Annotated in this window: 26 protein-coding genes; 13 read left to right on the top strand and 13 right to left on the bottom strand. The window is 68.2% G+C overall.

The features are described from left to right. Nucleotides 1-20: 20 nt before the first annotated feature. Together GYB83_RS02865 and GYB83_RS02860 are read right to left on the bottom strand one after the other, a co-directional pair. Nucleotides 21-530 carry an alternate-type signal peptide domain-containing protein gene (locus GYB83_RS02865; protein WP_161894065.1) on the bottom strand — a complete coding sequence of 170 codons (510 nt, stop codon included), beginning with the start codon at nucleotides 528-530 and terminating at the stop codon, nucleotides 21-23. A 204-nt stretch (nucleotides 531-734) separates the two neighbouring features. Next, nucleotides 735-1460: a hypothetical protein gene (locus GYB83_RS02860; RefSeq protein WP_161894064.1), complete on the bottom strand. Its 726-nt coding sequence runs from the start codon at nucleotides 1458-1460 to the stop codon at nucleotides 735-737. A 918-nt stretch (nucleotides 1461-2378) separates the two neighbouring features. Between GYB83_RS02860 and dnaK the strand changes: the two genes are divergently transcribed. From dnaK to GYB83_RS02840, 4 genes are all read left to right on the top strand, one after another. Beyond that, entirely contained in the window at nucleotides 2379-4217 is a 1839-nt protein-coding gene (dnaK, locus tag GYB83_RS02855; protein ID WP_161894063.1) for a molecular chaperone DnaK, read from the top strand. Beyond that, nucleotides 4214-4750 carry a nucleotide exchange factor GrpE gene (grpE, locus tag GYB83_RS02850; protein ID WP_161894062.1) on the top strand — a complete coding sequence of 179 codons (537 nt, stop codon included), beginning with the start codon at nucleotides 4214-4216 and terminating at the stop codon, nucleotides 4748-4750. Before dnaK ends, grpE begins: the two co-directional genes overlap by 4 nt. Nucleotides 4751-4835: 85 nt before the next feature. Beyond that, nucleotides 4836-5993, top strand: a complete 1158-nt coding sequence (dnaJ, locus tag GYB83_RS02845; RefSeq protein ID WP_161894061.1) for a molecular chaperone DnaJ — start codon at nucleotides 4836-4838, stop codon at nucleotides 5991-5993. A gap of 7 nt (nucleotides 5994-6000) precedes the next feature. Continuing rightward, nucleotides 6001-6396: a heat shock protein transcriptional repressor HspR gene (locus GYB83_RS02840; protein WP_161894060.1), complete on the top strand. Its 396-nt coding sequence runs from the start codon at nucleotides 6001-6003 to the stop codon at nucleotides 6394-6396. A gap of 45 nt (nucleotides 6397-6441) precedes the next feature. On the opposite strand, the gene GYB83_RS02835 is transcribed toward GYB83_RS02840, so the two are convergent. Further along, complete coding sequence (locus GYB83_RS02835; RefSeq protein ID WP_161894059.1) at nucleotides 6442-8040, bottom strand: DHA2 family efflux MFS transporter permease subunit; 1599 nt, start codon at nucleotides 8038-8040, stop codon at nucleotides 6442-6444. A gap of 64 nt (nucleotides 8041-8104) precedes the next feature. Here GYB83_RS02835 and GYB83_RS02830 point away from each other — a divergent pair, with 64 nt between their 5' ends. Further along, nucleotides 8105-8659, top strand: a complete 555-nt coding sequence (locus tag GYB83_RS02830) for a MarR family winged helix-turn-helix transcriptional regulator (protein WP_161894058.1) — start codon at nucleotides 8105-8107, stop codon at nucleotides 8657-8659. Here the strand turns inward: GYB83_RS02830 and GYB83_RS02825 are convergent. From GYB83_RS02825 to GYB83_RS02805, 5 genes are all read right to left on the bottom strand, one after another. After that, nucleotides 8635-9162 (bottom strand): SRPBCC family protein, encoded by a 528-nt coding sequence (locus tag GYB83_RS02825; RefSeq protein ID WP_161894057.1) that lies wholly within the window; start codon nucleotides 9160-9162, stop codon nucleotides 8635-8637. The two genes, GYB83_RS02830 and GYB83_RS02825, sit on opposite strands and share 25 nt — an antisense overlap. Further along, nucleotides 9159-9509, bottom strand: a complete 351-nt coding sequence (locus tag GYB83_RS02820; protein WP_161894056.1) for an ArsR/SmtB family transcription factor — start codon at nucleotides 9507-9509, stop codon at nucleotides 9159-9161. The genes GYB83_RS02825 and GYB83_RS02820 overlap by 4 nt, the downstream gene beginning before the upstream one ends. A 42-nt stretch (nucleotides 9510-9551) precedes the next feature. Beyond that, the gene (locus GYB83_RS02815) at nucleotides 9552-9980 is read right to left on the bottom strand and encodes an SRPBCC family protein (protein WP_228461205.1); all 429 of its coding nucleotides are present in this window, start codon (nucleotides 9978-9980) and stop codon (nucleotides 9552-9554) included. Nucleotides 9981-9985: 5 nt separating this feature from the next. Beyond that, nucleotides 9986-10954: an SDR family NAD(P)-dependent oxidoreductase gene (locus GYB83_RS02810; RefSeq protein ID WP_161894054.1), complete on the bottom strand. Its 969-nt coding sequence runs from the start codon at nucleotides 10952-10954 to the stop codon at nucleotides 9986-9988. A 105-nt stretch (nucleotides 10955-11059) separates the two neighbouring features. Then, entirely contained in the window at nucleotides 11060-11266 is a 207-nt protein-coding gene (locus GYB83_RS02805) for a CsbD family protein (RefSeq protein WP_161894053.1), read from the bottom strand. Nucleotides 11267-11427: 161 nt separating this feature from the next. Here GYB83_RS02805 and GYB83_RS02800 point away from each other — a divergent pair, with 161 nt between their 5' ends. Next, on the top strand, nucleotides 11428-12291 hold the full coding sequence (locus GYB83_RS02800; protein ID WP_161894052.1) for a MerR family transcriptional regulator: 864 nt from the start codon (nucleotides 11428-11430) through the stop codon (nucleotides 12289-12291). 7 nt (nucleotides 12292-12298) lie between these two features. On the opposite strand, the gene GYB83_RS02795 is transcribed toward GYB83_RS02800, so the two are convergent. Beyond that, entirely contained in the window at nucleotides 12299-13453 is a 1155-nt protein-coding gene (locus tag GYB83_RS02795; protein ID WP_161894051.1) for an FAD-binding oxidoreductase, read from the bottom strand. 143 nt (nucleotides 13454-13596) lie between these two features. Here GYB83_RS02795 and GYB83_RS02790 point away from each other — a divergent pair, with 143 nt between their 5' ends. Continuing rightward, nucleotides 13597-14715 carry an amidohydrolase family protein gene (locus GYB83_RS02790; protein ID WP_161894050.1) on the top strand — a complete coding sequence of 373 codons (1119 nt, stop codon included), beginning with the start codon at nucleotides 13597-13599 and terminating at the stop codon, nucleotides 14713-14715. Between the two features lie 42 nt (nucleotides 14716-14757). Further along, nucleotides 14758-15627 carry an SDR family oxidoreductase gene (locus GYB83_RS02785; RefSeq protein WP_161894049.1) on the top strand — a complete coding sequence of 290 codons (870 nt, stop codon included), beginning with the start codon at nucleotides 14758-14760 and terminating at the stop codon, nucleotides 15625-15627. Here GYB83_RS02785 and GYB83_RS02780 read toward each other — a convergent pair. Beyond that, a complete protein-coding gene (locus GYB83_RS02780; protein WP_161894048.1) occupies nucleotides 15612-16187 on the bottom strand; it encodes a TetR/AcrR family transcriptional regulator in 576 nt (191 codons plus the stop codon). The genes GYB83_RS02785 and GYB83_RS02780 overlap by 16 nt on opposite strands. Nucleotides 16188-16278: 91 nt before the next feature. Between GYB83_RS02780 and GYB83_RS02775 the strand changes: the two genes are divergently transcribed. Further along, a complete protein-coding gene (locus GYB83_RS02775; RefSeq protein ID WP_161894047.1) occupies nucleotides 16279-17142 on the top strand; it encodes an oxygenase MpaB family protein in 864 nt (287 codons plus the stop codon). Here the strand turns inward: GYB83_RS02775 and GYB83_RS02770 are convergent. Continuing rightward, nucleotides 17139-18377, bottom strand: coding sequence for a uracil-xanthine permease family protein (locus GYB83_RS02770; RefSeq protein WP_161894046.1), 1239 nt, complete (start codon nucleotides 18375-18377; stop codon nucleotides 17139-17141). The genes GYB83_RS02775 and GYB83_RS02770 overlap by 4 nt on opposite strands. Nucleotides 18378-18473: 96 nt before the next feature. Between GYB83_RS02770 and GYB83_RS02765 the strand changes: the two genes are divergently transcribed. The 3 genes from GYB83_RS02765 (at nucleotide 18474) to GYB83_RS02755 (ending at nucleotide 22122) form a co-directional block, all read left to right on the top strand. Further along, complete coding sequence (locus GYB83_RS02765) at nucleotides 18474-19358, top strand: type IV toxin-antitoxin system AbiEi family antitoxin domain-containing protein (RefSeq protein ID WP_161894045.1); 885 nt, start codon at nucleotides 18474-18476, stop codon at nucleotides 19356-19358. 181 nt (nucleotides 19359-19539) lie between these two features. Next, nucleotides 19540-20742, top strand: a complete 1203-nt coding sequence (locus GYB83_RS02760; protein WP_161894044.1) for a DegT/DnrJ/EryC1/StrS family aminotransferase — start codon at nucleotides 19540-19542, stop codon at nucleotides 20740-20742. A 111-nt stretch (nucleotides 20743-20853) separates the two neighbouring features. Continuing rightward, nucleotides 20854-22122: a fatty acid desaturase family protein gene (locus GYB83_RS02755; RefSeq protein ID WP_161894043.1), complete on the top strand. Its 1269-nt coding sequence runs from the start codon at nucleotides 20854-20856 to the stop codon at nucleotides 22120-22122. Here GYB83_RS02755 and GYB83_RS02750 read toward each other — a convergent pair. After that, the gene (locus tag GYB83_RS02750; RefSeq protein WP_161894042.1) at nucleotides 22080-22904 is read right to left on the bottom strand and encodes a sulfurtransferase; all 825 of its coding nucleotides are present in this window, start codon (nucleotides 22902-22904) and stop codon (nucleotides 22080-22082) included. The genes GYB83_RS02755 and GYB83_RS02750 overlap by 43 nt on opposite strands. A 12-nt stretch (nucleotides 22905-22916) precedes the next feature. Here GYB83_RS02750 and GYB83_RS02745 point away from each other — a divergent pair, with 12 nt between their 5' ends. Next, nucleotides 22917-23582, top strand: a complete 666-nt coding sequence (locus GYB83_RS02745) for a response regulator transcription factor (RefSeq protein WP_161894041.1) — start codon at nucleotides 22917-22919, stop codon at nucleotides 23580-23582. Here the strand turns inward: GYB83_RS02745 and GYB83_RS02740 are convergent. Continuing rightward, a complete protein-coding gene (locus GYB83_RS02740; RefSeq protein WP_228461139.1) occupies nucleotides 23567-24931 on the bottom strand; it encodes a sensor histidine kinase in 1365 nt (454 codons plus the stop codon). The two genes, GYB83_RS02745 and GYB83_RS02740, sit on opposite strands and share 16 nt — an antisense overlap. Nucleotides 24932-24994: the final 63 nt, after the last annotated feature.

Below are 24994 nucleotides of genomic sequence, written 5' to 3'. Positions count from 1 at the left end.
TCCTCTTAGGAGAGAGCTGACTAGCTGGTCTGCTGCAGGGTGACCGTCGCGCCCGACAGGTCGGCGGTCTTGGTCTGGCCGTCGGTGCCGGTGGTGCTGGCGTTGAAGGTGATGTCGGTCGACACCGTCTTGTTGGTGTTGTTGTCGGTCGAGGTGATGTTGACCGCGCCGCCGCCTGCATTGGTGGCCGTCAGGAAGTCCTTCAGTTCACCGGTGACGCCACCGAGTTGCGGGGTGAGGGTGGCCTTCAGGTTGGTGCCGACCGCGGTGATCTTGTAGGTGGCGGTGTAGCGCACCACGTCGCCCGGGACCAGCTTGTCCGTGGCAGGAACGAACGCCTGGCCGTTCTTGGTGCCTCCGACCCAGGTCCAGGAGCCGGAGTCGACTGCGGTGAGGTTCAGCTGACCGGCGGTGACGGTGCCGCCGTTGGTGGTGACGTTGCTGTTCCAGGCCGCCATGGTGCCTGCGCCACCGGCGAGGATGGCTGCGCCTGCGGCTGCGGCGAGAGCGCCCTTCATAACCTTGTTCATGTTTGTCCCTTGTCGGGTCGGGCACTCCGCGAGGACGGAGTGCTGGGAGGGAGTGCGCGTCGGGAGTCGCCGCGCAGGCGGTCGTCGTGATCGACCGTCTACGGCCGGGGGTCACCTGAGGGTGCGGCCGAAGTTCTGTGGAGAGTCGTGGCGGGCCCGGGGTTCAGGCCCGCCACGACGGATCGGGGCAGGGAGGGAGTTCTGTCAGCGATTCGCTGCGACAACCGCAGGCGAGTCGAGCTGGATCAGCTTCGCCGCCGCGCTGCCGGACAGGCTGCCGGTGTCCGAGCAGAGGATCGGTCCGAGGATGTCGCCCAGCGAGCCGCTGGAGCTTCCGCTCGCGCTGCCGGAGTCGCAACCCGGATCGGTCGGGTCGGTGGGATCCGTCGGATCGGTGGGGCCGTCGCCCGCGACCTCTTCGAGCGCGGTGCTCCAGTCGGGAGTGATCTTGTAGCCCTGCTTGGTCTCGCCCTGCGGAATGCCGACGAACAGCTTCACGTCGATCGGGGTGTCCTGGGCGAGTCGATTCGACTCGACGACGAGGATGCCGGGATTCCCGACGAGATCCTTCTTGGTGCCGGTGACGGCGCCCGCGTTGGCGCGGACGTAGGCGGTGCCGCCGTTGGTGATCGACCAGTTGCCCGCGTACGCCTGGAATTTGGCGGGAGTGTCGCAGGTGTTCTTGACCTTGAACGCGGCCTGGAGCACTTCGCTGCCCGGCGACGGGACGTTGCCGGTCCACGAGATGGTGTTGATGCCACCCCATGTGGTGCCGTTCGACGAGTACTGGAGGCAGTTGTCGGGGAGGTTCTCGCCGACTGCTGCGTGCGAGGCGCCCGCGCCGAAGGCTGCGAGGGAGAACGCGGCCGCGCCGGCGGCTGCGATGACGGCTGCGCGTCGAGCGGTGGTGGTCAGTGCGTTCTGTTGCATGAGGAGAATCATGGCCGCTGAGACGAACCTGTGGGTGTACCCATTTCGGGGGACAAGGGGTCGATAGCAGGGTGTGTGCCATACATGATGTTGATCGATCGATTCGATCGAGTGAACGTTGTCCAGTGGCGCTGCCTGCGAAAAGAGACGGTATCTGGAATACGTTCGCGCCAGATATGGGCTGCGGCACTGTCCAATGTGTCGAGTGCCGTCCGTCACAAATTGACGTTGCGAAATGTGCCACGTGCCCACCTAGTAGCTCGAATCGGGCGTTCGGCGACGCGCGGTGTCTGTGACGTCTGCGTTCTCCGCAGAACTGAAACGTGTTCTACGGGGATGTGGGTGGCGATTTCGAAGGTGTCGTCGGCCTGGGATCGACGCCGGAGTGCGGCTTGCGCGATACGGATGTATGGGGCTGTCGGCTCCCTGTCGGCGGGCCCGGCGGTCCGGGGTGTCGTTGAACTGGTGCGATCACGGTCGGCGAGCGTTCGCGACGATCCGTGGTCGAGGGGTTCGCTGGGTGATCGGGCGGCGGGTCCTCGTTCCGGCGTGACGTGCGGGATTTCGACACGGACCTCCGCTTGCGCTCCGGTCCGGCTCAATCAGCATGGGGGGCGGCTTGGTTGGTACTTGGGTCGGGCTCGACCGTCATGCGGCGTCCTCCCTGGAGGGGCTGAAAAGCATGTGAGGGACGTCACGGCAATAATTGAGCGTATCTCGCTCAATCTGGGGAATGGAATCCGTGTGGCGCTAGTTGAACCGAGCAAGAAACCTGAGTGAAACAGACTCAAGAAGGTTGACGGATCGGAAACGGACCGGTAGACCTGAGTCGAAGGCGCTTAGGTCTCGACGATCAACGCCACCAGGCCATCATCAACCGGCTTCCTACACAGATGCCGCCCACAAGGAGGAACACACATGTCCCGTGCTGTCGGAATCGACCTCGGCACCACCAACTCCGTGGTGTCCGTTCTCGAAGGCGGCGAGCCCACCGTCATCGCCAATGCCGAAGGCTCCCGCACCACCCCGTCCGTCGTCGCCTTCGCCCGCAACGGTGAAGTGCTCGTCGGCCAGCCCGCCAAGAACCAGGCGGTCACCAACGTCGACCGCACCATCCGCTCGGTCAAGCGCCACATGGGCACCGACTGGACCGTCGAGATCGACGACAAGAAGTACACGCCGCAGGAGATCAGCGCCCGTACGCTGATGAAGCTCAAGCGCGACGCCGAGGCGTACCTCGGTGAGGACGTCTCCGACGCCGTCATCACCGTCCCCGCCTACTTCAACGACTCGCAGCGTCAGGCCACCAAGGAAGCCGGCCAGATCGCCGGCCTCAACGTCCTGCGCATCGTCAACGAGCCCACCGCGGCCGCACTCGCCTACGGACTCGACAAGGGCGAGAAGGAACAGACCATCCTGGTCTTCGACCTCGGCGGCGGCACGTTCGACGTCTCGCTGCTCGAGATCGGCGACGGTGTCGTCGAAGTCCGCGCCACCTCCGGTGACAACAACCTCGGCGGCGACGACTGGGATGAGCGCGTCGTCGAATGGCTCGTCGACAAGTTCAAGTCCACCTCGGGCATCGACCTGACCAAGGACAAGATGGCGATGCAGCGTCTCCGTGAGGCTGCCGAGAAGGCGAAGATCGAGCTGTCGTCGTCGCAGTCGACCTCGATCAACCTGCCGTACATCACGGTGGACGCCGACAAGAACCCGCTGTTCCTCGACGAGCAGCTGAGCCGCAGTGAGTTCCAGAAGATCACCAGCGATCTCCTCGAGCGCACCCGCACGCCGTTCCAGGCCGTCATCAAGGACGCGGGCATCTCGGTCGGCGACATCGATCACGTGGTGCTCGTCGGCGGCTCGACCCGCATGCCCGCCGTCACCGAGCTCGTCAAGGAGCTCACCGGCGGACAGGACCCCAACAAGGGCGTGAACCCGGACGAGGTCGTCGCCGTCGGCGCCGCACTGCAGGCCGGTGTGCTCCGCGGTGAGGTCAAGGACGTCCTGCTGCTCGATGTGACCCCGCTGTCGCTGGGCATCGAGACCAAGGGCGGTGTGATGCACAAGCTGATCGAGCGCAACACCACCATCCCCACCAAGCGCTCGGAGACCTACACGACCGCTGAGAACAACCAGCCGTCGGTGCAGATCCAGGTGTTCCAGGGTGAGCGCGAGATCGCGGCGCACAACAAGCTCCTCGGCTCGTTCGAACTCGGCGGCATCGCACCCGCACCGCAGGGCGTCCCGCAGATCGAGGTGACCTTCGACATCGACGCCAACGGCATCGTGCACGTCACCGCGAAGGACAAGGGCACCGGCAAGGAGAACAGCATCCGCATCCAGGACGGTTCCGGTCTCTCGAAGGAAGAGATCGACCGCATGGTCAAGGATGCCGAGGCTCACGCTGAAGAGGACCGCGCTCGCCGCGAGGAGGCGGAGACCCGCAACCAGGCGGAGTCGCTCGTCAACCAGACCGAGAAGTTCCTCAAGGAGAACGAGGACAAGGTTCCGGCCGACGTCAAGGACAAGGTGGAGGCTTCGGTCGCCGACGCCAAGAAGGCCCTCGAAGGCACCGACACCGCCGCGATCCGCTCGGCGATCGAGAAGCTGTCGGAAGACTCGCAGGCCCTCGGCCAGGCGATCTACGCCAACGCGCAGGCCGAGTCGGAGGCAGCGGGCGGTCCCGCCGGTGACGCCGACGACGTCGTCGACGCCGAGGTCGTGGACGATCCGGCCGAAGGCGACAAGAAGTGACGTCGCCGGAAGACGTGACGCCCGACGAGTCCGTCGTCGACGAGGCCGTCACCGACGAGAGCGTCGTGGTGGAGGCTCCCGCGGAGTCGACTGCAGCTGAGGCTGCGGTCGACCCGCAGGTCGCCGAGCTCACCGAGGCACTGCAGCGTGAACGCGCCCAGTTCGCGAACTTCAAGCGTCGCAGCGCCGAGGAAGCCCTCCAGGCCGTGGCGCGCGGCAAGCAGGTTCTCGTCGAGAAGCTGCTGCCCGTGCTCGACGACCTCGACCGTGCCCGCGAGCACGGCGACGTCACCGACGGCAGCCCGCTCAAGGCGCTCGCCGACAAGCTCGGCGACGTCCTGACGGGCGAGAAGCTCGCCAAGTTCGGTGACGCGGGCGACGTCTTCGACCCGGAACTGCACGAAGCAATCCAGAACGACGGCTCCGGCGACCAGCCGGTCCTCGGAACCGTCTACCGCTCCGGCTACCGCCTCGGCGACAAGGTGATCCGCACTGCGATGGTCACCGTCACCGACGCCCCCGCCGCGGAATGACACACCTCGACTGCGCTCGGCGAACCGGACGGTTCGTCGAGCGCAGTCGAGACCACATACTTTTCTCTCAAGGAGGTGACGCCTGATGGCAGCCCAGCGTGAATGGCTGGATCGTGACTTCTACGCAGACCTCGGCGTTTCTTCCGACGCCACTGCGGAGCAGATCAAGAAGGCATACCGGAAGCTCGCCCGCGAGCTGCACCCCGATGCCAACCCCGGCGACACAGCCGCCGAAGAGCGCTTCAAACGAGTGTCGGAAGCCCACAGCGTGCTTGCCGACGACGGCAAGCGCAAAGAGTACGACGAGATGCGCACGCTCATGGCGAGTGGTCGCTACCGCGCCGACGGCGGTCCGACGGGCGGCTTCGGCGGGGCCGGTGGATTCGACATCGGCGACCTGTTCGGCGCCGGCGCCGGTGGAGCCGATGCGAGCGACCTGTTCGGCGGGCTCTTCGGCGGACGGTCGCGCAAGACTCCGTCGGCCCCGCGCCAACGTCGGGGAAACGACCTGGAGACGGAGACGACTCTCGCGTTCCGCGACGCCGTTCAGGGCACGACGGTGCAGCTGCGGGTGACGAGCCCGTCGCCGTGCACCAACTGCCACGGCAGTGGAGCCAAGCCGGGCACCAGCCCGCGGACCTGTGTCAACTGCAACGGTTCGGGCTTCGTCAGCCGCAACCAGGGGCACTTCGGCTTCTCGGAGCCGTGCTCGGACTGCCAGGGCACCGGCACCAAGATCGACGATCCGTGCCCGGATTGCTCGGGGTCGGGGATCACCGTGCGGCCGCGCACCATCAACGTCCGCGTCCCGCAGGGCGTCGAAGACGGTCAGCGCATCCGCCTCGCCGGACAAGGCGAGGCCGGACGGCGCGGCGCACCGTCGGGCGACCTGTACGTGACAGTCCACGTGACCGCCGACAAGGTGTTCACCCGAAGCGGCAACGACCTCAAGGTGGAACTGCCCGTCGCGTTCTCCGAGCTGGTGCTCGGTGCGACGGTGTCGGTCCCGACGCTGGACGGGTCGGTCGGGGTGAAGATCCCCGCGGGCACGTCGGACGGACGTACGCTGCGGTTGAAGGGCCGCGGCGTGCCGAAACGCGCGGGCGGTGCGGGCGACCTGCTCGTCACCGTCAAGGTGGCCGTTCCGTCGAAGCTCGACGACGCGGCCGTCGCCGCGATGAAGTCGTACGCGGAGGCGGAACGGGCGAGCGGATTCGATCCACGAGACGGATGGGCCAGGTGAGCGTGCCATGGCGAAGCAGCAACCCCGTGACGAGGCGGCCACCTTCCTGATCTCGGTGGCCGCCGAGTTGGCGGGCATGCACGCGCAGACCCTACGCACCTATGACCGGCTCGGCCTCGTCAGCCCGCAACGGACGAGTGGCGGTGGACGACGCTACTCGAACCGCGACGTGGAGATGCTGCGCGAAGTGCAGCGTCTGTCGCAGGACGAGGGAGTCAATCTCGCGGGCGTCAAGCGGATCATCGAGCTCACCGATCAGGTGGATGCCCTGCAACGCCGCGTCGCCGAGTTGACCAACGAACTCGACAACGCCCGTCGGAACGTCCGCCCCGGGGCCGAACTGGTCCCGGTCCCGCACACCAACGCACTCGTCGTCTGGCAGCCGCGAAAACGCAAGAACTGACTTACTCCGAGCCCCGTGACCAGCATGTGGTCACGGGGCTCGGAGCTATTGTCGCGTGTGCCGGGGGATGAGCAGGGACGCCACGAGCCCGAGGAGTACAAAGCCTGCGGCGATGTAGCCGCTGATCATGATGCCGTCGGTCATCGCGGTGCGTCCGGCGTCGGCGATCGCGGCGGTCCCGGGCCGGGCCGCGAATCCCTCGATCGCCGCGCCCGCGCTGGCGGTGATGGTGTCGGCGTTCCGGCCGGCGTCCGCGACGTCCATGCCGTCGGAGGCGAGCTGATCGGACACGCGCGAACCGAGCGTCGTGAAGAACACCGTGGTCAGGATCGCGATGCCGAGCGCGGATCCGAGCTGGCGGAAGGTGCTCTGGATGCCGGCCGCTTGGCCGTTGTCGGTCTCGGGGACGTCGGCGAGGACGACGTTGGTCACCTGAGCCGTCGCGAATCCGACACCGACGCCGTAGACGGCGAGGATCAGGGCGAGCGCCCACCACGAGCTGTCCGGCTCGGCGAAGAAGGCGAGCGCGGCGAGGCCGATGACCTCGAAGGCGAGGCCGACGCGAAGCAGGGCCAGGGGCGTCACGTCGCGGTCGGCGAGACCGAAGCTGGCGCCGCTGGCGATGAAGCTGCCGATCGCGATCGGGACCAATGCCAGGCCGGCCTGCACAGCGCTGTACCCGAGGGTGAACTGCAGCCACAGGGGGAGGACGGCGACCACGCCGAATTCGCCGACGCCGATGATCAACGTCGCCACGTTGCCGTTGCGGAACGACGACACGGAGAACAGCCCGAGGTCCATCAGCGCCTTGTCGGCGTCGCCCGCACGGCGCAGCATCGCCTGGCGGGCGACGAATCCGGCGAGCGCGAGCGCGCTCACGACAAGCGCGACGAGCACGGGCGACGGTCCGCCGCCCCAGGTGACACCGCCGATGGTGAGCGGCGTGGTGGTGGAGGCCCACCCGTAGGTGCGGCCCTCGATGAGGCCGAACGCGAGGAGTCCGAGACCGATCACCGACAGGACCGAGCCGATCGCGTCGAGTCGGCCCGCGACGCGAGGCGAACGATCCATGCAGGTCAGGATGCCGATGACGATCAGGACGGCCAACGGCACGTTGATGCCGAACGCCCAGCGCCACGAGACGTGCTCGGCGAGCCAGCCGCCGAGCAGCGGGCCGAGTGCGGCTGCCGCACCGATCGTCGAACCCCAGATGGCGAACGCCTGACCGCGAGCCTTGCCGGTGAACGTGGCGTTGAGCAGCGCGAGCGACGTCGGCAGGATCATCGCGGCGCCCGCGCCCTGCAGGAAACGAGCGACGATCAGCAGGCCGCTGCCGGAGGAGAGGCCCGCGAGGATGCTCGTGACGCCGAAGACGATCACGCCCGCGACGAACACGCGGCGCGCGCCGACGATGTCGGCGACGCGTCCGACGACGAGCAGGAGCGCGGCGAACACGATCGCGTACGACTCCTGAATCCACTGCGCCTGCGTGGAGTCGGCGTCCAGGTCTTCGATGATCGACGGGACGATCACGTTGACGATCGTCGTGTCGACGACGATCAATGCCACGCCGAGGGCGATGGCGAGCAGTCCCAGCCACTGCCGCCGGGTGGGGGCGACCTCGGGAGTGTCGGTAGATGACATCAATTCACTTCCATCTTGAAATAATTCCACAGTGAAACTAAATCTGACGTGTAGTTTTGTCAACATGTCCGACGTCGGCGACGGTGCTCAGTGGGAGGGGTTGGCGGACCGACTCCGCGTGTACGGCGCAACGTATCGGGAGTTCAGCCGCCAGTTCGCGGCCTGGTTGGGGCTGCATTCGACCGACGCCGAAGCGTTGCTGGAGATCCTCGCCGCGGAGGAGGGCGGCGGAGTCATGACGCCTGCCCGCCTGAGCGAACGGATCGGGAAGTCGAACCCGGCGACCACCGCCGTCATCAATCGCCTCGAACGCGCCGGGCACGTCGTGCGGACCAAGGAGAACGACGATCGACGCGTCGTCACGCTGCGCAGTGCGCCCGACGTCCAAGCCCTAGCCGACGAGTTCTTCGCGCCCCTCGGGCGGGACGTCGGCGGCCTCATCGTTCGCTACCCGGCGTCCGACATCGCACGCTTCGAAGGATTCCTCGACGAACTGCTCGGCGTGATGAGAGTGAGGCTGGCCGCTGAACGGCCTGATCCCACCGCTCCGAGCCCCGTGACCGGAATGCGGTCACGGGGCTCGGAGCGGGCGGGTCAGAAGCCGAATTCTGCTCGGTAGTGCGCGGTGAACTCGTCGTTCGGGTGGTAGGCGGCGAAGTCGACGGTCGACGCGTCGCCGGTCGTCTCCGCGGCCACCAGGCGGTCGAGGTAGTAGTCCCATCCGGGGCCGACGCCCTCGGCCATCGTCGGGTCGGGGACGCTCTGCGCGAACGTCAACGTCGTGACGCCGTCGGCTTCGGAGAGGTCCAGTCGCAGCTGCCAGTGGGTCGGATTCTCGCCGTCGTACGGTGACGTCGTCGTGATCCGCAGCCTCCGGGGCGGCTCGCATTCGTCGATCGCGAACGCCTCCGCGGGCATGTCGTCGCCCTGGAACAGCATCTGGAACGTCACGGCGCCGGACGACGGTTCGCCCGTCCAGGTCCCGATCCAGCGGGCCAGTCGTTCGGGTTCGGTGACCGCGGCCCAGACGTCGTCGATCGGTGCGGCGAACGTCCGACGCCATTCGCAGTACGTTCCGTCCGCGGCGTCGATGCGGCGGCCGGTGGGAGTGGGGGTGTTCATGCGGTGTTCTCCTCGGTGTCCGCGTCGGCGGTCCGACGCTCACGGGTGGTGCGGCGGACCTCGAGATCGAGACCGTCGAGGGCGTGTTCGGGGATCGGCGGCCGCAACGTGTTCAGGTACCTCTGAACAGGAGCGGAGCCGTCCTCGACCAATCGGTAGTGGCGCTCGCGGCCGGACGGGACCGCGTCGACGAGGCCCGCCTCCGACAGCAGCCGGAGGTGCTTGCTGATCGCGGGACGGCTGATCGAATGCTCGTCGGCGAGATCGACGACCCGCGCGGGGCCGCGCCGAAGCCTCGTCAACAGGCGTCGCCGGATCGGGTCGGCCAGAGCCTCGAAAGCGTCCACCTCCATATTGGTATCTGTTTGGTTACCAATATGCAAGCGGGACTAGGGCGCGAGGAGGTCGAGTTCTCTGGAGAGGCCCTCGGCCCCGTCGGCGAAGAGGCGCGCGACGGCGATTCGGAGGAGGGGCTCGGCGAAGCGGAGAACGCCCGTGAAGTCGAACTCGACGGCGTAGGTGACGGCGGTCCGCGATCGGCCCTCGGTGACGGTGATCGTGTCGACCGCCGTGATCGACTTCTTCTCGCCGCGCAGGCGGATCAGCGAACCGGGGACCAGCTCGGTCAGCCGATAGTCGAGCGTCGTGGTCCGTCCGGCGAACTTGCTGTCGACGCGGTACGTCGTGCCGACGCCGCCGTCGCCGTCGAGCGTCGTGACGGACAAGGCGTTGGGGTCCCACCGTTCCGCGTTGGTGAAGTCGGCCAGGTAGTCGAACACGGCGTCGGCCGGGGCCGTGGTGACCACGGTCTGCTGCATCTCGATCACGGATTCCGCCTCGCTTTCACTCGACGGTCTCGTCCGTCCGGTTCGATGTCGCACGCGTCGGCGACCTGCCGCCACACCGCTGAGACGCCGTCGTCCGACCCGCCGAGGTAGTGCGTCGGACGTGCGACGCGGTCGTGCCAGAACCTGCCGCTCGGCGGTGTCGGCCGGGTGGCGAGCAGCCAAGCGGCGGTGTCCGCGCCCTCGTCCGCGTCGCGCAGCAGCGGCCGCACCGCCCGGCGGAAGACTGGCAGCGACGCCGTGATCCCCGGCGTGTCGACCCAGCCGGGGTGCATGCCCGCGACCATCGTCCCGGGCCAGCGCGCGGCGAGGATCGGCAGCAATGAGACCTGGACCCGTTTGCTTCGTGCGTAGGCGCGGGCGCCCCGGTAGTCGCCGCGGCGGTACTCGAGATCGTCGACGGGCAGGGGAGAGGTGTACATGCCGCCCGAGGACATGAAGACCACGCGGCCGTCCGGGCTCGCGTCGAGTCGGGGCGCGAGCGATTCGGTCAGCAGGACCGGTCCGAGCACGTGTGTGGCGAGCGACAACTCGTGCCCGTCCGCCGACTCCGTGCGCTCGGGCGGCATCACGCCTGCGTTGTGGACGATCGCGTCCACAACGCTGTCCGACAGTCGTCGTGCCAGCTCGCGCACCGCAGACAGGTCGGAGACGTCGCACAACTCGATCGCCGGCGACGCGCCAGGCCGCCGTCGCACGATCGACGCCCGAACCTCCTCGGCGCGATCGGCGTCACGTCCGACCAGGATCGGGCGGCCGCCGGACGCGGCGACGCGCGCGGCGATCGCCGCCCCGATCCCCGACGTCGCGCCGGTGACGACGACGGTGCGTCCCGCCAGCGCGTCCGGCGACGGATCGTCGTGCCACGTCCGCGCGCGAAGCGCGAAACCCGCACGCGAATAGCCGCCGATCACCGACCGGTCGAGGATGGTGTCGAACAACGTCATGGTGCGGTCCTGTCCGGGGTCGACGCGACTCCGCTCGACGAACAGCTCTGGAGGCGGGCGCGAGGCGGCGGGAACGTCCCCGCCGCCTCGCGCATGTCGGTACGACTACTTGTCGTCGTCGCCGAGGAGCTTCTCGGCGATCTCGTTCGCCTTGTCCTTGATCTTCTCGACGCCCTTGTGGACGGCGGACGACGCCTGGTCGGCTTGTCCCTCGTTCTTCAGGTCCTCGTCGCCGGTGGCCGCGCCCGCGGCCTCCTTGGCGCGACCCTTCAGCTCTTCGGCCTTGTTCTCGAACTTGTCCTGAACACCCATGATGGAGATCCTCTCGATCAGTCTCGTGTGATCTGCGATCACCGCATCGATCGCTTGTTCTCGTTGTGGGGACTCGATGTCCCGACACCTCAAACCTTACACAGATAAGCGCAATTGTCGAATGTTACTGGTGGTGGGACAATCGGTCCGGAGGTGATGGCATGTCGACAGGGCTGCGCATCGGGCACGTGGCTCAGGTGGTGGGGATTCGGACGACCACCCTGCGTGCGTGGGAGCAGCGGTACGGCATCGTCACGCCGATCCGGTCCGAAACGTCCGGTTACCGGTGTTACACGTCGAGCGACGTCGACCGCCTCAGGCATATGCGAGCGCTCGTCGAATCGGGCGTCGCCGTCAACCGAGCGGCCGCGATCGTCGCCCGGAGTGAGCCGTTCGGGGACGGCCCCGCCGACGTCTCGGGGCACGACGCGCTCGTCCGCGCCGGCCGCTTCTTCAATGGAGCCGACCTCGCCCGTCTGCTCGACGACGCGTTCGCCGCGGGCCCCGTCGAAGACGTCATCGAGCACTGGCTGCTGCCGAGCATGCACGCGGTCGGTGCGGCGTGGGAGAGCGGCCGGATGACCGTCGCCGCCGAGCACTTCGTCGCCGCCGCGGTGATGCGCAGGCTCGGCGCGCTCTTCGACGCGACACCCGCGGGTTCTCCGCGCGTCGTCGTCGGACTGCCGCCGCACGGCCACCACGAGATCCCCGCGCTCGCCTTCGCCGTCTGCCTGCGTCGACGCGGGATGGACGTCCTGTACGCGGGCGCCGACGTGCCGTTGGAGAGTTGGGGCAGACTCGCCGCCGAATGGGCGCCCCGCATGGTCGTGACGGTCGCGACGATGGCCGACGACGTCCCGAACGCCGACGCCGTCGGCGCCGTCCTGCGCGAGGCCGGAGTGCCTGCCGTCTACGTGGGCGGGGCGAACGCGACGGCGGTCCCGTCGGCCATCCCGTTGCCGCTGTCGATGACGGCGTCGGCCGACGTGCTGGTGGAGGCCGCGTCCGCGAAGCGCTGGAAGTGACGCGCGATCAGTTGAGGGGATCGTGCAGGATGCGGTCGGGGGCCACCCCGGACGCTCGCAACTTCAACTGGGTGTGGAACACCATCGGCGCGGGTCCGGACAACAGCACTTGATGCTGCGTCCAGTCGGCGTAGCCCGCGACGACGTCGCCGACGCGACCGAACCGCAGCTCGAAACCCCACTGGCGCGGGTCCGCGGAGTCGCCGAGCCACCACGGGTCGTCGGGCGTCTCGGCGACGGCCGTCACCCGCAGCCACGGATTCGTCGACGCCAGCTGAGCCAGAACACCCAGCTCGTAGAGTTCGCCGGGGTGACGGGTGCCGTAGAAGACGTGTGTCGGCGGGGAGTCGACGCGGCGCGCCATGTCGAGCAGGATGGCGCGCAACGGCGACAGGCCCGAGCCGCCGCCGACCATCAGGACGGGGCGGTCGCCGGTCACCCGCATGGTGCCGTGCTGCGAGCCGAACTTCCACACGTCGCCTGGCTGGGTCTGACGCACGATCGACCCGCTGAACTCGCCGTTCGGGATCGCGTGGACGTGGAACTCCAACTCGCCACGGTCGTTCGGGGGCGTCGCGGGCGACAGGTCGCGCCACAGGTGGGGATGCTGCGGGATCTGGACCTCGGTGTACTGCCCCGGCCGGTACCGCAGCGGCGGGCCCGTCGGGACCAGCCGCACCACGGCCCGCTCCCGGTTGATCTGGAACTTCTGAACCACCCGCGCATGCCATACGGCGGGGCCTTCGGCGCTGTCGGCGGCGCCCCGCATGACGCCGGTCATCAGCATCATCGCGTGCGACGCGGCGTCCCGCGCGTCGTCGTCCCACATCCCGACCATGATGGCCTCGATCTCGGCCATCAGCGCGTCGTACATGAGCCAGTAGTGGTCGCCGATCACTCCGTACTTGCGGTGGTCGCGCCCCAGCTGGGCCAGGAACTCGATCAGCTCGGCATGATCGTCCTCCGCCACGATCGCATCCAAGACGTGGTCGACGACCCGCATGAACGTGTCGCGCATGCCCGCCATGTCGGCGGGGAACAGCTCCCTCAGCAGCGGCGTCTGCGCGAAGAGGCGTCGGAACACGCCGGTGCTGAAGCGGTCGCGGTCGCGATCGATGCGCTCGCGGAGGACGGTCAGCACTGGCTGCGCGGGCGGGGTCACCGGCGACGTCCTCCTCCACTGATCGACTAGGGCGTGCCCGCGAAACTGTCTTCGCCTGGCTCGACGGCCAGATGAACGCCTGGCCGCGTTGTACCAGGGTAGCGGTCCGGCCCCGGCGTGTGCCCGTATGGCACGCTGAAGCGGTGGTGACATTGGACGGAGTGATCCCCGGGATCGTCGACGCTCACGTCCACTTCTACGACCCGATGAAATCCACGTGGGCGCTGTCCCGCTATGCCAGAGTCGCGACCATGCCGGTGATCAACCGCTTCCCGCGGCCCGCGCTGTGGATGTCGGGGATGCTGACGAAGAAGTTCGAACGACTCCTCATGATCGACCCGTCGATCGTCCGCACCGCGTACGAGCCGCGCCACTACGGCGCCGAGGCCGCGACCCTGCACAGGGTGGCAGGCGTCGGGGTCGGCTCCGTCGTCCACATGGAGTCGCACTGGTCGGGCGACACGTCGGACGCCGCGTCCTCGTTCGACGAGACCCGGTACGTGACCGGACTGTCGTTCGGCGGCGGTCGTGTACCCGATCTCGGTGCGATCGTCGTCGCGGCCGACCCGGCTCATCCGGGCTTCGCCGCGGCGATCGACGCGCAGACCGGGTACACGCCGCTGGTCCGCGGCGTCCGATACAAGTGGTCCCGGCACGCCGACCCGCAGGTGACCCAGTGGCGACGCGAATCCGGGGTCCTCGGATCGCCCGACTTCCTCCGCGGGTTCGAGACCCTGGCCGATGCGGGCCTGGTGTTCCACTCCTTCGCCTACTCGCATCAGCTCGGTGAGCTCGACCTGCTGGCGAGGCGTTTTCCCGAGACGACGATCGTCGTCGAACACCTGGGGCTGCCCGTCGGCGTGTTCGGGCCGGTCGGAGCCGACACGGGGACGACGGCCGCCGCGCGCGCCGAGATCCTCGGCCTGTGGAAGGAGCGGATCGCCATGCTCGCGGCGCGACCCAACATCGTCGTCAAGGTGTCCGGTCTCGCGCTCGGGGTGCTCGGCTACGGGCGTGAGACGGCAGGCACTGTCGGCGGACGAGGCGTCCTCGCCGAGATGATCGGCCCGCTCGTCCTGCACGTGGTGGACCGTTTCGGGCCCGACCGCGTGGTCTTCGGCTCCGACATGCCGATCGACCGGCCCAACGCCCCGCTCGACGTGGTCGTCGGTGCGCTGCTGGACGTCGTCGCCGACCGCGGCGACTATCTGCTCGGCCAGCTCTTCGCGCGGAACGCGCAACGCATCTACGGCATTTCGTGACGGCCCCTACCGCCCCGAACTGAAACATGTTCTAGTAGCGGTATGGGTGTCTACGTGGTGACCGGGTCGGCGTCGGGCATGGGAGCGGCGGTCGCACAGCGGCTGCGCGACGAGGGGCACGACGTCATCGGCGTCGACCTCGCCGACGCCGACGTGACCGCCGACCTCTCGACACGCGACGGCCGGATCGCGGCGTCACGCGCCGTTCTCGCCGCCGCGGAGGGGCCGCTCGACGGTGCGGTCCTCGCCGCGGGCATGGGGCCGCGCAGGGGACGCGAACGCATGCTCGTCGAGGTGAACTACCTCGGCGTCACCGAACTCCTCGACGCGATCCGTCCTCGACTCGCCCAGGCCGGGAACGCGAAGGTCGTCGTCTTCGGATCGAACTCGACGACGTCGACGCCGCTCGTCCCCCGCGGAGCCGTCCGTGCGCTCCTCGACGGTGACGCGGCCAAGTCCGCGCGGATCCTGACCCGGCGCGGCCCGCTGTCGGCGCCCGCGTCGTACGCCGCGTCCAAGATCGCGGTGGCGAGGTGGGTCCGTCGCGTCGGCGTGGGCGCCGACTGGGCCGGATCGGGCATCCGGATGAACGTGATCGCGCCAGGGCCCGTCATGACCCCGCTCCTCGCCGGGCAGTTGGCGAGCCCCACCGGATCGCAGGTCCGCTCGTTCCCCGTCCCGATCCGCGAATACGGCACCCCGGATCAACTCGCCCACTGGGTGATGACGATGCTGTCGCCCGCCGCCGACTTCATGGTCGGATCGGTCATCACCGTCGACGGTGGGACCGAGGCCCTCCTCCGCCCGGACGACTGGCCCGCCCGTCTGCCCGCGCGACTCCTCCCGCGCATGGCGTGGACGATGTACCGGGCCCCCAAGCGCGGCCAGGTGGCCGACTACTCGGACGTGTAGGACGTCTCCTGGGTCAGGGAGGTGAGGGCGGTGGCGGTGAAGGTGTCCATCGCCCATTTGAAGTCGTCGAGTGACGGCTGAGTGGAGTTCTCGAAACCGGTCAGGAGCAGCATCGACGTCGCCGCGAGGCGGCGGGCGCGTTCGGGGCCGAAGAGTTCGAGTCCCATCTCGGTGATCGCGTCCAGCCGTGCCGCCTCGACGGACGCCAGTGCCGCGTGGACCTTCGGGTCGGTGGCCGCCCACGTGCGGATGGCGCGTTCGGTGTCGTGGGGGAGGTTCAGCGCGATGGAGATGAGCGCCTGAATCCGTTCGACGGGGTCGGTCACGCTGCGCGCCGCTTCCACCAGCCGGTCGGTAGCCTCGATCCGCCAATGCGCGATGAGCTCGGCCTCGAACGCCTTCCAATTGCGGAACGAATGGTAGAAGGCCCCGGTCGTCACCCCGGTCTCGGCGCACACCGCGGCCTGTTTGAATCCGGAGTAGCCGTCGCGGGCGAGGACCGTCATGCCTGCGTCCAAGAATCGGGTTCGCAGTTTGTCGGGTTCGGCGGACGTCTCCATGGAGGGATTCTGTCACGTCGAGTGACGGCAAACCCTTGCCAAGGCGGCATAAGTAGACTTATGGTGATGGCAGACAATGAAAGGGCCTCCCATGTTCAACCCCGATCGCAACGCCGGACTCGACCCGCACCGCGACTACGTCGAGATCTACCGCCACATGTCGACGCTCGACTTTCCGTGGGACGTCAATCAGGCCCTCAGCTTCGCGTTGTTCCGCACCTACGCCGTCCCCAGCGTCGGCGCGCTCCTCGCCGAATCCGGCGGATTCGACGCCACGCAGAGGCGCTATGACGACACCGGTCTCCTCCTCGAGGCTCCGCTGATCTGCGGGTTCGCGTCGTCCGACGGCAAAGCCGCGCTGCGCCGCATCAACCAGATGCACAACCGCTACGACATCTCCAACGACGACATGCGGTACGTCCTCGCGACCTTCGTCGTCGTCCCGAAACGGTGGATGGACGACTACGGCTGGCGCGCGTTCACCGAGGACGAGGTGATCGCGTCGACCAACTACTACCGGGAGCTGGCCCGGCACATGAACATCAAGGACGTCCCCGCCACGTACGCCGAGTTCGAGACCCTCCTCGACACCTATGAGGCCGAGCACTTCGCCTTCGACGACGGCGGACGTGCCGTCGCCGACATGACGCTCGACCTGATGACCACGTTCTTCCCGAGGTTCACCGCCCCCGTCACCCGCGTCTTCTCGAAGGCGCTGATGGACGATCCGCTGCTCAACGCCCTCGGCTACCGGAAGCCGTCGGCCCCGGTCGTCGCGCTCAGTCGACGGGCCATGCGTGCTCGCGCGTGGATCGTCCGACTGCTGCCGCCGCGGCGCACGCCGACATCGTTCGGGGACAGCCGGCGCGTGCGGTCGTACCCCAACGGGTACCGGATCGACCGCCTCGGAACCTTCCCCGGCGCGTGCCCGGTGAAGCATCAGGAGGCATCCTAAACGCGGTCGCGGGCCGCGGTGAGAAGTCGCATGCAGTGGTAGACGGCTAGGGCCGCGATGGAGCCGAGCGAGATGCCGGTGAACGCGAGATCGCCTATCCGCCACGTGAAGTCGGCGATGCCGATGATGAGTGGGATCGCGGCGGTCATCTGGTTGATCGGCTTGGAGAAGTCGACGCCCGCGGTGAGCCAGATCCGGACGCCGAGGATGCCGACGAGGCCGTAGAGGACGACGGTCGCACCGCCGAGGACACCCGGCGGGATCGCGGAGATCACCGCCCCGACCTTCGGGCACAACGACAACACGATCGCGACGGTCGCCGCCACCCAGTAGGCGGCCGTCGAGTAGACGCGCGTCGCCGCCATGACACCGATGTTCTCCGCGTACGTCGTCGTCGCCGTGCCGCCGCCCGCACCCGCCAGCACTGTCGCGACGCCGTCGGCCATCAGCGCGCGGCCGGTGACGGGGTCGAGGTCGCGGCCGGTCATCTGCGACACCGACTTCACGTGCCCGATGTTCTCCGCGACCAGCGCGATCACCGCGGGCAAGAACAGCGGCAGCACCGACAGGTGGAACGTCGGCGCATGGAACTCGGGGAGTCCGATCCACGCGGCGCTCTTGATGCCGGACGTGTCGACGTCGCCCATCGCGAGGGCCAGCAGGTATCCGGCGACCACCGCGAGGAAGATCGCGAGCCGTCCGACGAGTCCGCGGAAAAACGCCAGCACCGCGACCATGAGCACCAGCGTGACGATGCCTGCCACGGGGCCCTTCTCGAAGTTGTTCTTCGCGGCGGGCGCGAGGTTGAAGCCGATGAGCGCGACGATCGCGCCCGTCACCACCGGCGGCAGGATCACGTCGATCCAGTGCGTCCCGACGAGGTGGACCACCGCACCGATCGCGATCAGCACCGCGCCGAGGACGATGAATCCGCCGAGTGCACTGCCGGTTCCGTGGCTGGCGACCGCGCCGGTCACCGGTGCGATCACCGCGAAGCTCGACCCGAGGTAACTCGGCAGCTTATTGCCGGTGATCAGCAGGAATGCGATCGTTCCGACGCCCGAGAACAGCAGCGTCGTGGACGGTGGGAACCCGGTCAACACGGGGACGAGGAACGTGGCGCCGAACATCGCGACAACGTGCTGGGCCCCGATTCCGATGGTCCTCGGCCAGGACAGTCGTTCATCGGGTGCGACGACCGCCGCATCGGCCGGCACGGGCTTCCACGTGAGCATGCGTCGGAGGTTATCCGACGCGCCGGACGGTCGGCGGTGGAACCGGGACGAGACGGCGTGCGTCTAACGGGTATGGGGGCAGAACAATCGGTCGGAGTGCGCGCCGCGCGTTTTCTCGCCGACCACGACGGGGTCATCACCACAGCTCAAGCACGCGATCTCGGCATGACGAGGGGGCAGTTGCGCGCGCGGACCGAGAGCGGCCTGTGGGTGCCGCACGCCCGGTCGACGTTCCTGTCGGCCGAGCATCGGATGGCCGACATGGCGCGCATCCGGATCGTCGCCGAGGGCTACTCGGGCGCCGTCGTCGACAGGACCGCGGCCGCCTGGCTGCACAGGCTGACGAAAGTCCTGCCCGATGAGGTGACGATCTCGACGCCGCGGAGTTCGCACGTCGTCGACTCGTGCAGCGTGCCGGCGTCTGTGTGCCGTCGGACGTACCCCGCCGAGGACGTGACGACGGTGAAAGGCGTGGTCACGACGGCCGTTCCGCTGACCGTGCTGGCCGCGGCCGCCGACCTCGGCGACGACGGAGTCGCGCTCATGGACCGCGCCCTGCAGATGCGCTGCGTCACGCTGAAGGAGCTGCGTGCGGCCCTCGAACGGAACGCGGGCACCCGCGGGATGCGGATGGCCCGACGACTCCTGCGCTCGGCCGAGGACCTCTCGGAGTCGGAGTTGGAGCGCAAGTTCGTCCGATTCCTCAACAAGCACGGCATCATCGGGTGGACGCAGCAGGTGTGGATGGGCAATCTCCGAATGGACTTCGTGTTCCCCGCGGAGCAGGTGGTGGTGCAGTTGCACGGCTGGGCGTTCCATCACGACCACGACCAGTGGGAGAAGGACCAGGCGACGACGAATGCGCTGACGTCCATCGGCTGGAAGCCGCTGATCTTCACGTGGAAGCGCCTCGAATTCTCGCCCGACGAGGTCTTGAGCGAGCTCCTGACCACCCTTGAACTCCGCCGAAGCGTCGACTGATTCACATCTGGTGCTCAAAAGGCGGATATACGCCTTTTGAGCGCCAAACTTATTCGGAGCCCACGTCTTAGCGATTTCCCTACGAGATATTGACGCTTCGCCCCATTCCGGTCCGCGGCGGGCGGGGGTAGTTCTGGAAGGGTGATCGCCGATGGTCGGCGAATCCGAGAGGACGGGTTTGATGACAGACATGATCGCGGACAGCGTCGTTCACGATGTCGCGCCGATGACGGTCAACGGGCGGGCCACCGATCTGAGCCTGCTCGCCGACCGCGTGATGCACCGTCTCCCGCCGCGCCCGGTGATGGTCCTCGACGTCCCAGGCAACGAGCAGCTCCGTGCCCTCGCCACCCGCAACCCGTTGTGGAAGCGCAAGGAGATCGTCGACGTCGGCGGCGTCGTCTCGTCGGTTCCGGCGGCGCCGCTCGATCGTCTCTTGTCTGCCGAGGAGATCGCGCCGATCGAGCGGGCCATTCACGACGTGCTGGTGACCGGCCGATTCGAGTCGGGCCCGTGGGTCGCCGACTTCGAGCACTCGTTGGCGGGCTTCCTCGGTGCGGCAGGCGCGATCGGCACGTCTTCGGGAGCGGATGCGTTGATCGCGGCCCTGCGCGCGGTCGGGGTCCGCGCGGGCGACGAGGTGATCGTCCCCGACTCGGCGACGGGCGTCGAGAATGCGGTCCGCCGGGTCGGCGCGGTCGCCGTGGTCGTCGACACCGACGACCAGGATCTCCTCGCACCCGAACGCGTACGCGCCGCGCTGACCGACCGCACCCGATGCGTGATCCCCGTCCACCGGTACGGTCGGGCGGCCGACGTCCGATCGATCAGCGCCGTCGTCGACGGACTGTCGGTCGCGATCGTCGAAGACGCCGCCGAAGGGATCGGCCTGGACGGGCTCGGCGTGTGGTCGGACGCGGTCGTGATCGGATTCGATCCGCAGAAGAACCTCGGATCGTGCGGTCGATCGGGCGCCGTTCTCACCTACCGTTCGGACGTCGCCGACCTCGTCCGCGACCTCGCCGCCGACACGCGGATGGACGACGTGCAGGCCGCCGCGTTGTCGGCACGACTCCCGTTCCTCGCGTTGAACAACCTCAGGCGGTCGATCCTCGCACTGCGCTACCTGGAGTGGTTGGCTCCGCTCGCCGAGACGGGAGTCCTCACCCTTCCCGAACGCGTCGACAATCACGTGTGGAATCGGTTCGCCGTGAGGCAGGACCCGTGCCGGGCGCGTCACACCGCGGAGATCCTCGACCAACGCGGCGTCGACGTGACCCGCGACGGAGACGTCCTGCACCTCCCGATGTTCCCCAGGCTCACGATCACCGAACAGGACCACGTGGTCGCCGCGTTGTTCTCCGCGGCGCGGTCGGAGCGGTGAATCGACGGTCAGTAGGAGTGTAAGCGAAGCCTGCCTTGCTGAGCGATTGACAACCTACGCAACCGTAACTTACGGTTGCGTAGGTTATTGAATCGAGCTCGGAGGAGACCTATGGCGATCACCGACATTCCTGCATACGCGCACCTCAGCAGGGACGACGTGGAGACGATCGGCGCGGAGTTGGACGCAGTCCGGCGCGAGATCGAGGCCGTTCGAGGCGAGGCCGACGTCCGATACCTGAAGCGGACGATCGCCGCTCAACGCGGCCTCGACGTCGCGGGCCGCCTGATGCTCGCCGGTGCGCACAAGCGCGGACTCTGGTGGGCCGGAGCCGCGACGCTTGGACTGTCCAAGATCATCGAGAACATGGAGCTCGGCCACAACGTGCTGCACGGCCAGTGGGACTGGATGAACGACCCCGAGATCCACTCGACGACCTGGGAGTGGGACACCGCGGGCACCTCGCGACTGTGGAAGCACACCCACAATTTCACGCATCACAAGTACACGAACGTCCTGGACATGGACGACGACGTCGGCTTCGGGGTACTGCGCGTGACGCGCGACCAGCCGTGGAAGCCGGTGAACGCGGGCAATCTCCTGTACAACACGATCCTCACGCTGTTGTTCGAGTACGGCATCGCCATCCAGCATCTCGAGCTGGGCAAGGCCGCCCGCAAATGGAACCGACCGTGGTTCGACCGCGCGAAGTTCAAGGCGGACGCCTCGGAGGTCGCGCGCAAGATCGGCCGCCAGACGTTCAAGGACTACGTCGCGACCCCGCTCATCGGCGCGCCGCTCGGCGGCAAGCGCGGATGGCGGAAGGCGCTCACCGCGATGGTCACCGCCAACCTCATCCGCAACGTGTGGACCAACGCGGTCATCTTCTGCGGGCACTTCCCAGACGGCGCCGAGAAGTTCACCATGCAAGACGTGGACGACGAGACCCAGGGGGAGTGGTATCTGCGGCAGATGCTCGGCAGCGCGAACCTGACGGGCGGCCCGGTGATCGACTTCCTGTCGGGCAATCTGAGCTACCAGATCGAGCACCACATGTTCCCCGATCTGCCGTCCAACCGGCTGCGGGAGATCGGTGTCCGCGTCCGCGCATTGTGCGAGAAGTACGACCTCCCGTACACGGCGGGCCCGCTTCACGTGCAGTACGCGAAGACGTGGCGCACGATCGCCAAACTCTCGCTGCCCGACAAGTACCTCATCGCCACGTCGGACGACGCCCCGGAAACCGCCAGTGAGCGGATGTTCGATGACACGACCCCTCGCATCGACGCCCGCACGGGCAAGCGCTTCGGCCTGGTGTCGGCCAGGCGGCGAAAGCGTCAGCCCAGCGCGACGCTCCGGGAGGCGTCGCTCGACCACTGAGAGTACGAGCCGGGGTACAGCGCCGCGGGGAGGCCTGCGACGGCGAGCGCAGCGATCTCGTGGGCGGCGGTGACGCCGGAACCGCAGTAGACGATCACGTCGCCGGTGACGCCGAGCGACGAGAACCGCTCGCGCAGCGCGGCCGCCGGCAGGAATCGGCCAGAGGAGTCGACGTTCTCCGAGGTCGGGGCACTGACTGCGCCCGGGATGTGGCCGGGCCGCGGGTCGACGGGCTCCACCTCGCCGCGGAACCGTTCGCCTGCCCGCGCATCGAGCACCAGCGCGGCGGTGTCGCCGACGTCGGCGATGTCGACCGTCGGCATCCCGCCGCCGGTCAGCACGACGTTCCCGACGCGGGGCTTCGCATCGCCCTTCGAGACCCGCATCCCGGCGTCGACCCAGGCTCCGACACCGCCGTCGAGTATCCGCACGTCGGCGACTCCGGCCCACCGCAGCAGCCACCACGCGCGGGCGGCCGACATGCCCGCGTTGTCGTCGTACACGACGACGGGTGAGCCGACGTCCACACCCCACCGGCGGGCCGCGGCCTGCAGGTCGGCGAGGTCGGGCAGCGGGTGACGACCCAGTTCGGGCGACGCGGGAGCGGCGAGTTCGGTCTCGAGGTCGACGTACACCGCACCCGGCAGGTGACCGTCGGCGTACCGTTGGGCGCCGTCGTCGAGGCCCAACTGCCAGCGGACGTCCAAGACTGCGGGCGGACGGGACGACAACATGGCCTCGACGAGATCGTCAACGGTGATCAGCACGGGTGCGTCAGACATACGATCGAGCATATGAGAGTTCTCGTCGTCGAAGACGACCCGGCGATCGCCGAGACCGTCCGTCGGGTGTTGACCGCCGAGGGGTGGGTGGTCGAGACCGTCGGCGACGGTCTCGCTGGGCGGGAGGAGGCCGCGACCGGTGGATACGACGCGATCGTCCTCGACATCATGCTGCCCGGTCTCAACGGCTACGAAGTGGTCCGCGGTCTGCGAGCGGCGGCAGTGTGGACGCCGGTCCTCATGCTCACCGCGAAGGACGGCGAGTACGACCAGGCCGACGCGTTCGACCTCGGCGCCGACGACTATCTGACCAAGCCGTTCTCGCCCGTCGTCCTCGTCGCGCGCCTGCGGGCCCTCGTCCGGCGCAGTGCACCGGAACGACCGACGGTCCTGACCGCGGGCGGTCTCACACTCGATCCGGCCGCCCACGTCGCCCGCCGCGACGACGTCGAGCTGCCCCTGACGCGTCGCGAGTTCGCGCTCCTGGAGTTCCTGATGCGCAACCGCGGCGTCGCCGTCACGAAGGCACAGATCGTCGACTCGGTGTGGGACGTCAACTACGCGGGTGACGAGAACGTCGTCGAGGTGTACATCAGCTACCTGCGCAAACGCATCGACGCGCCGTTCGGGACGTCGTCGATCACGACCGTCCGCGGAATCGGCTACCGGCTCGACTGAAGGACGAAACCGATCCGTGCGCCGCCGCCGGGAGCGTCGTCGACGATCATCTCGCCTCCGTGCGCGCGGATGATCTCGTCGACGATCGCCAGCCCGAGCCCCGACCCGCCCCTCGCGCGGGTGCGGGCGTCGTCGAGCCGCACGAACCGGTCGGTGATCCGCGCCTTGTCGGCGTCCGGGACGCCAGGGCCGTCGTCGGAGACGACGACCGTCACGGTGTCGCCGCCGTCCACTATCTCCAGGGCGATCCGCCCGTCGGCGTGCCGGATCGCATTGTCGACGAGGTTGCGCAGCGCGCGAGTCAGCTTGTCGAGGTCGCCGTCCACCTGGACCGGGATCGGGCGCACGTCGACGGTGAGCGCCGTGATCGCCCGGACGCGCGACGCCTCGGCGAACACGAGCTCGTCGAGGTCGACCGGCCCGAGGGCCAGACCGATCCCGTTCTCGTCGGCCCGCGCCAGCAGCAGCAGGTCGGCGACCATCCGCTGCAGTCGCTGCGCCTCGGGCGCCAAGACGTCGCGGACGGTCGCGGCATCGATCGGTTCATCGCGCGACGCCGCGAGGTCGGTGAGTCCGATGATCGTCGTCAGCGGGCTGTTCAGCTCGTGCGACGCGTCGCCCACGAACTTCAGCTGACTCTCCCGCGCCGACTCGAGCCTGTCGAGCATCTTGTTCATCGTCTCCGCGAGGCGCGTGATCTCATCACCGCCGTCGGGGACGGGGACCCGCTGGTCGAGACGTCCCGCCGTGATCTCGTCGACCTCGCGGCGGATGCCCTCGACCGGCCTGAGCGCCCGCCCGACGACCTGGAAAGTCAGGAGCCCGATCATCAGCACGATGATCGGGAACACGATCACGCACAGCAGCGTGACAACCAGCACGAGGCGTTTGAGCGGGGCCTCGGCGGCGCCGACGGCCACCGTCATGTCGGTCCCGTCCGACGCCCTCACCCCGATGAACGTGGTGCGGAAGTCGCCCGACGACGCGTCGAACCGTCGATCCGGCTCAACCGTCCGGGCACCCTCCTCGACGGGTGATCCGAGGGGCGCGACCGCCCCGCTCCGGCTCGACAGCAGCACCGCGCCGTCCGGCCCGATCACCTGGATCACGTCCACGTACTGGGTGGTGTCGAGCAGCGCCGAGTCGACGCCCCGCAGCCCCTCGCTGCCGAGGGTCATCGCGATCTCACTCGCGCGCTCGGCGGTCCCACGGTCGGCCGTCGACAGCATCAGGTTGCGGCTGACCAGCACTATCACCGCTGCGGCCGCTGTCAGCGCGACCATGACCAACACCGTGGCGAGGACGGTGATCCGGGTCCGGACCGGCCCGAGGGAACGTCGAAGACTCACAGTCGTGACGATAGCGCCGCTCGCCGTCACAGGAACCTCCAAGCGTGTTCCGTCGACACTTGC

This window comes from Gordonia spumicola (assembly GCF_009932475.1).
In the GTDB taxonomy this organism is placed as follows: Bacteria; Actinomycetota; Actinomycetes; order Mycobacteriales; family Mycobacteriaceae; genus Gordonia; species Gordonia spumicola.
The sequence above is the reverse complement of the archived record's forward strand: the minus strand, read 5'-3'. Positions and strand labels throughout refer to the sequence as shown.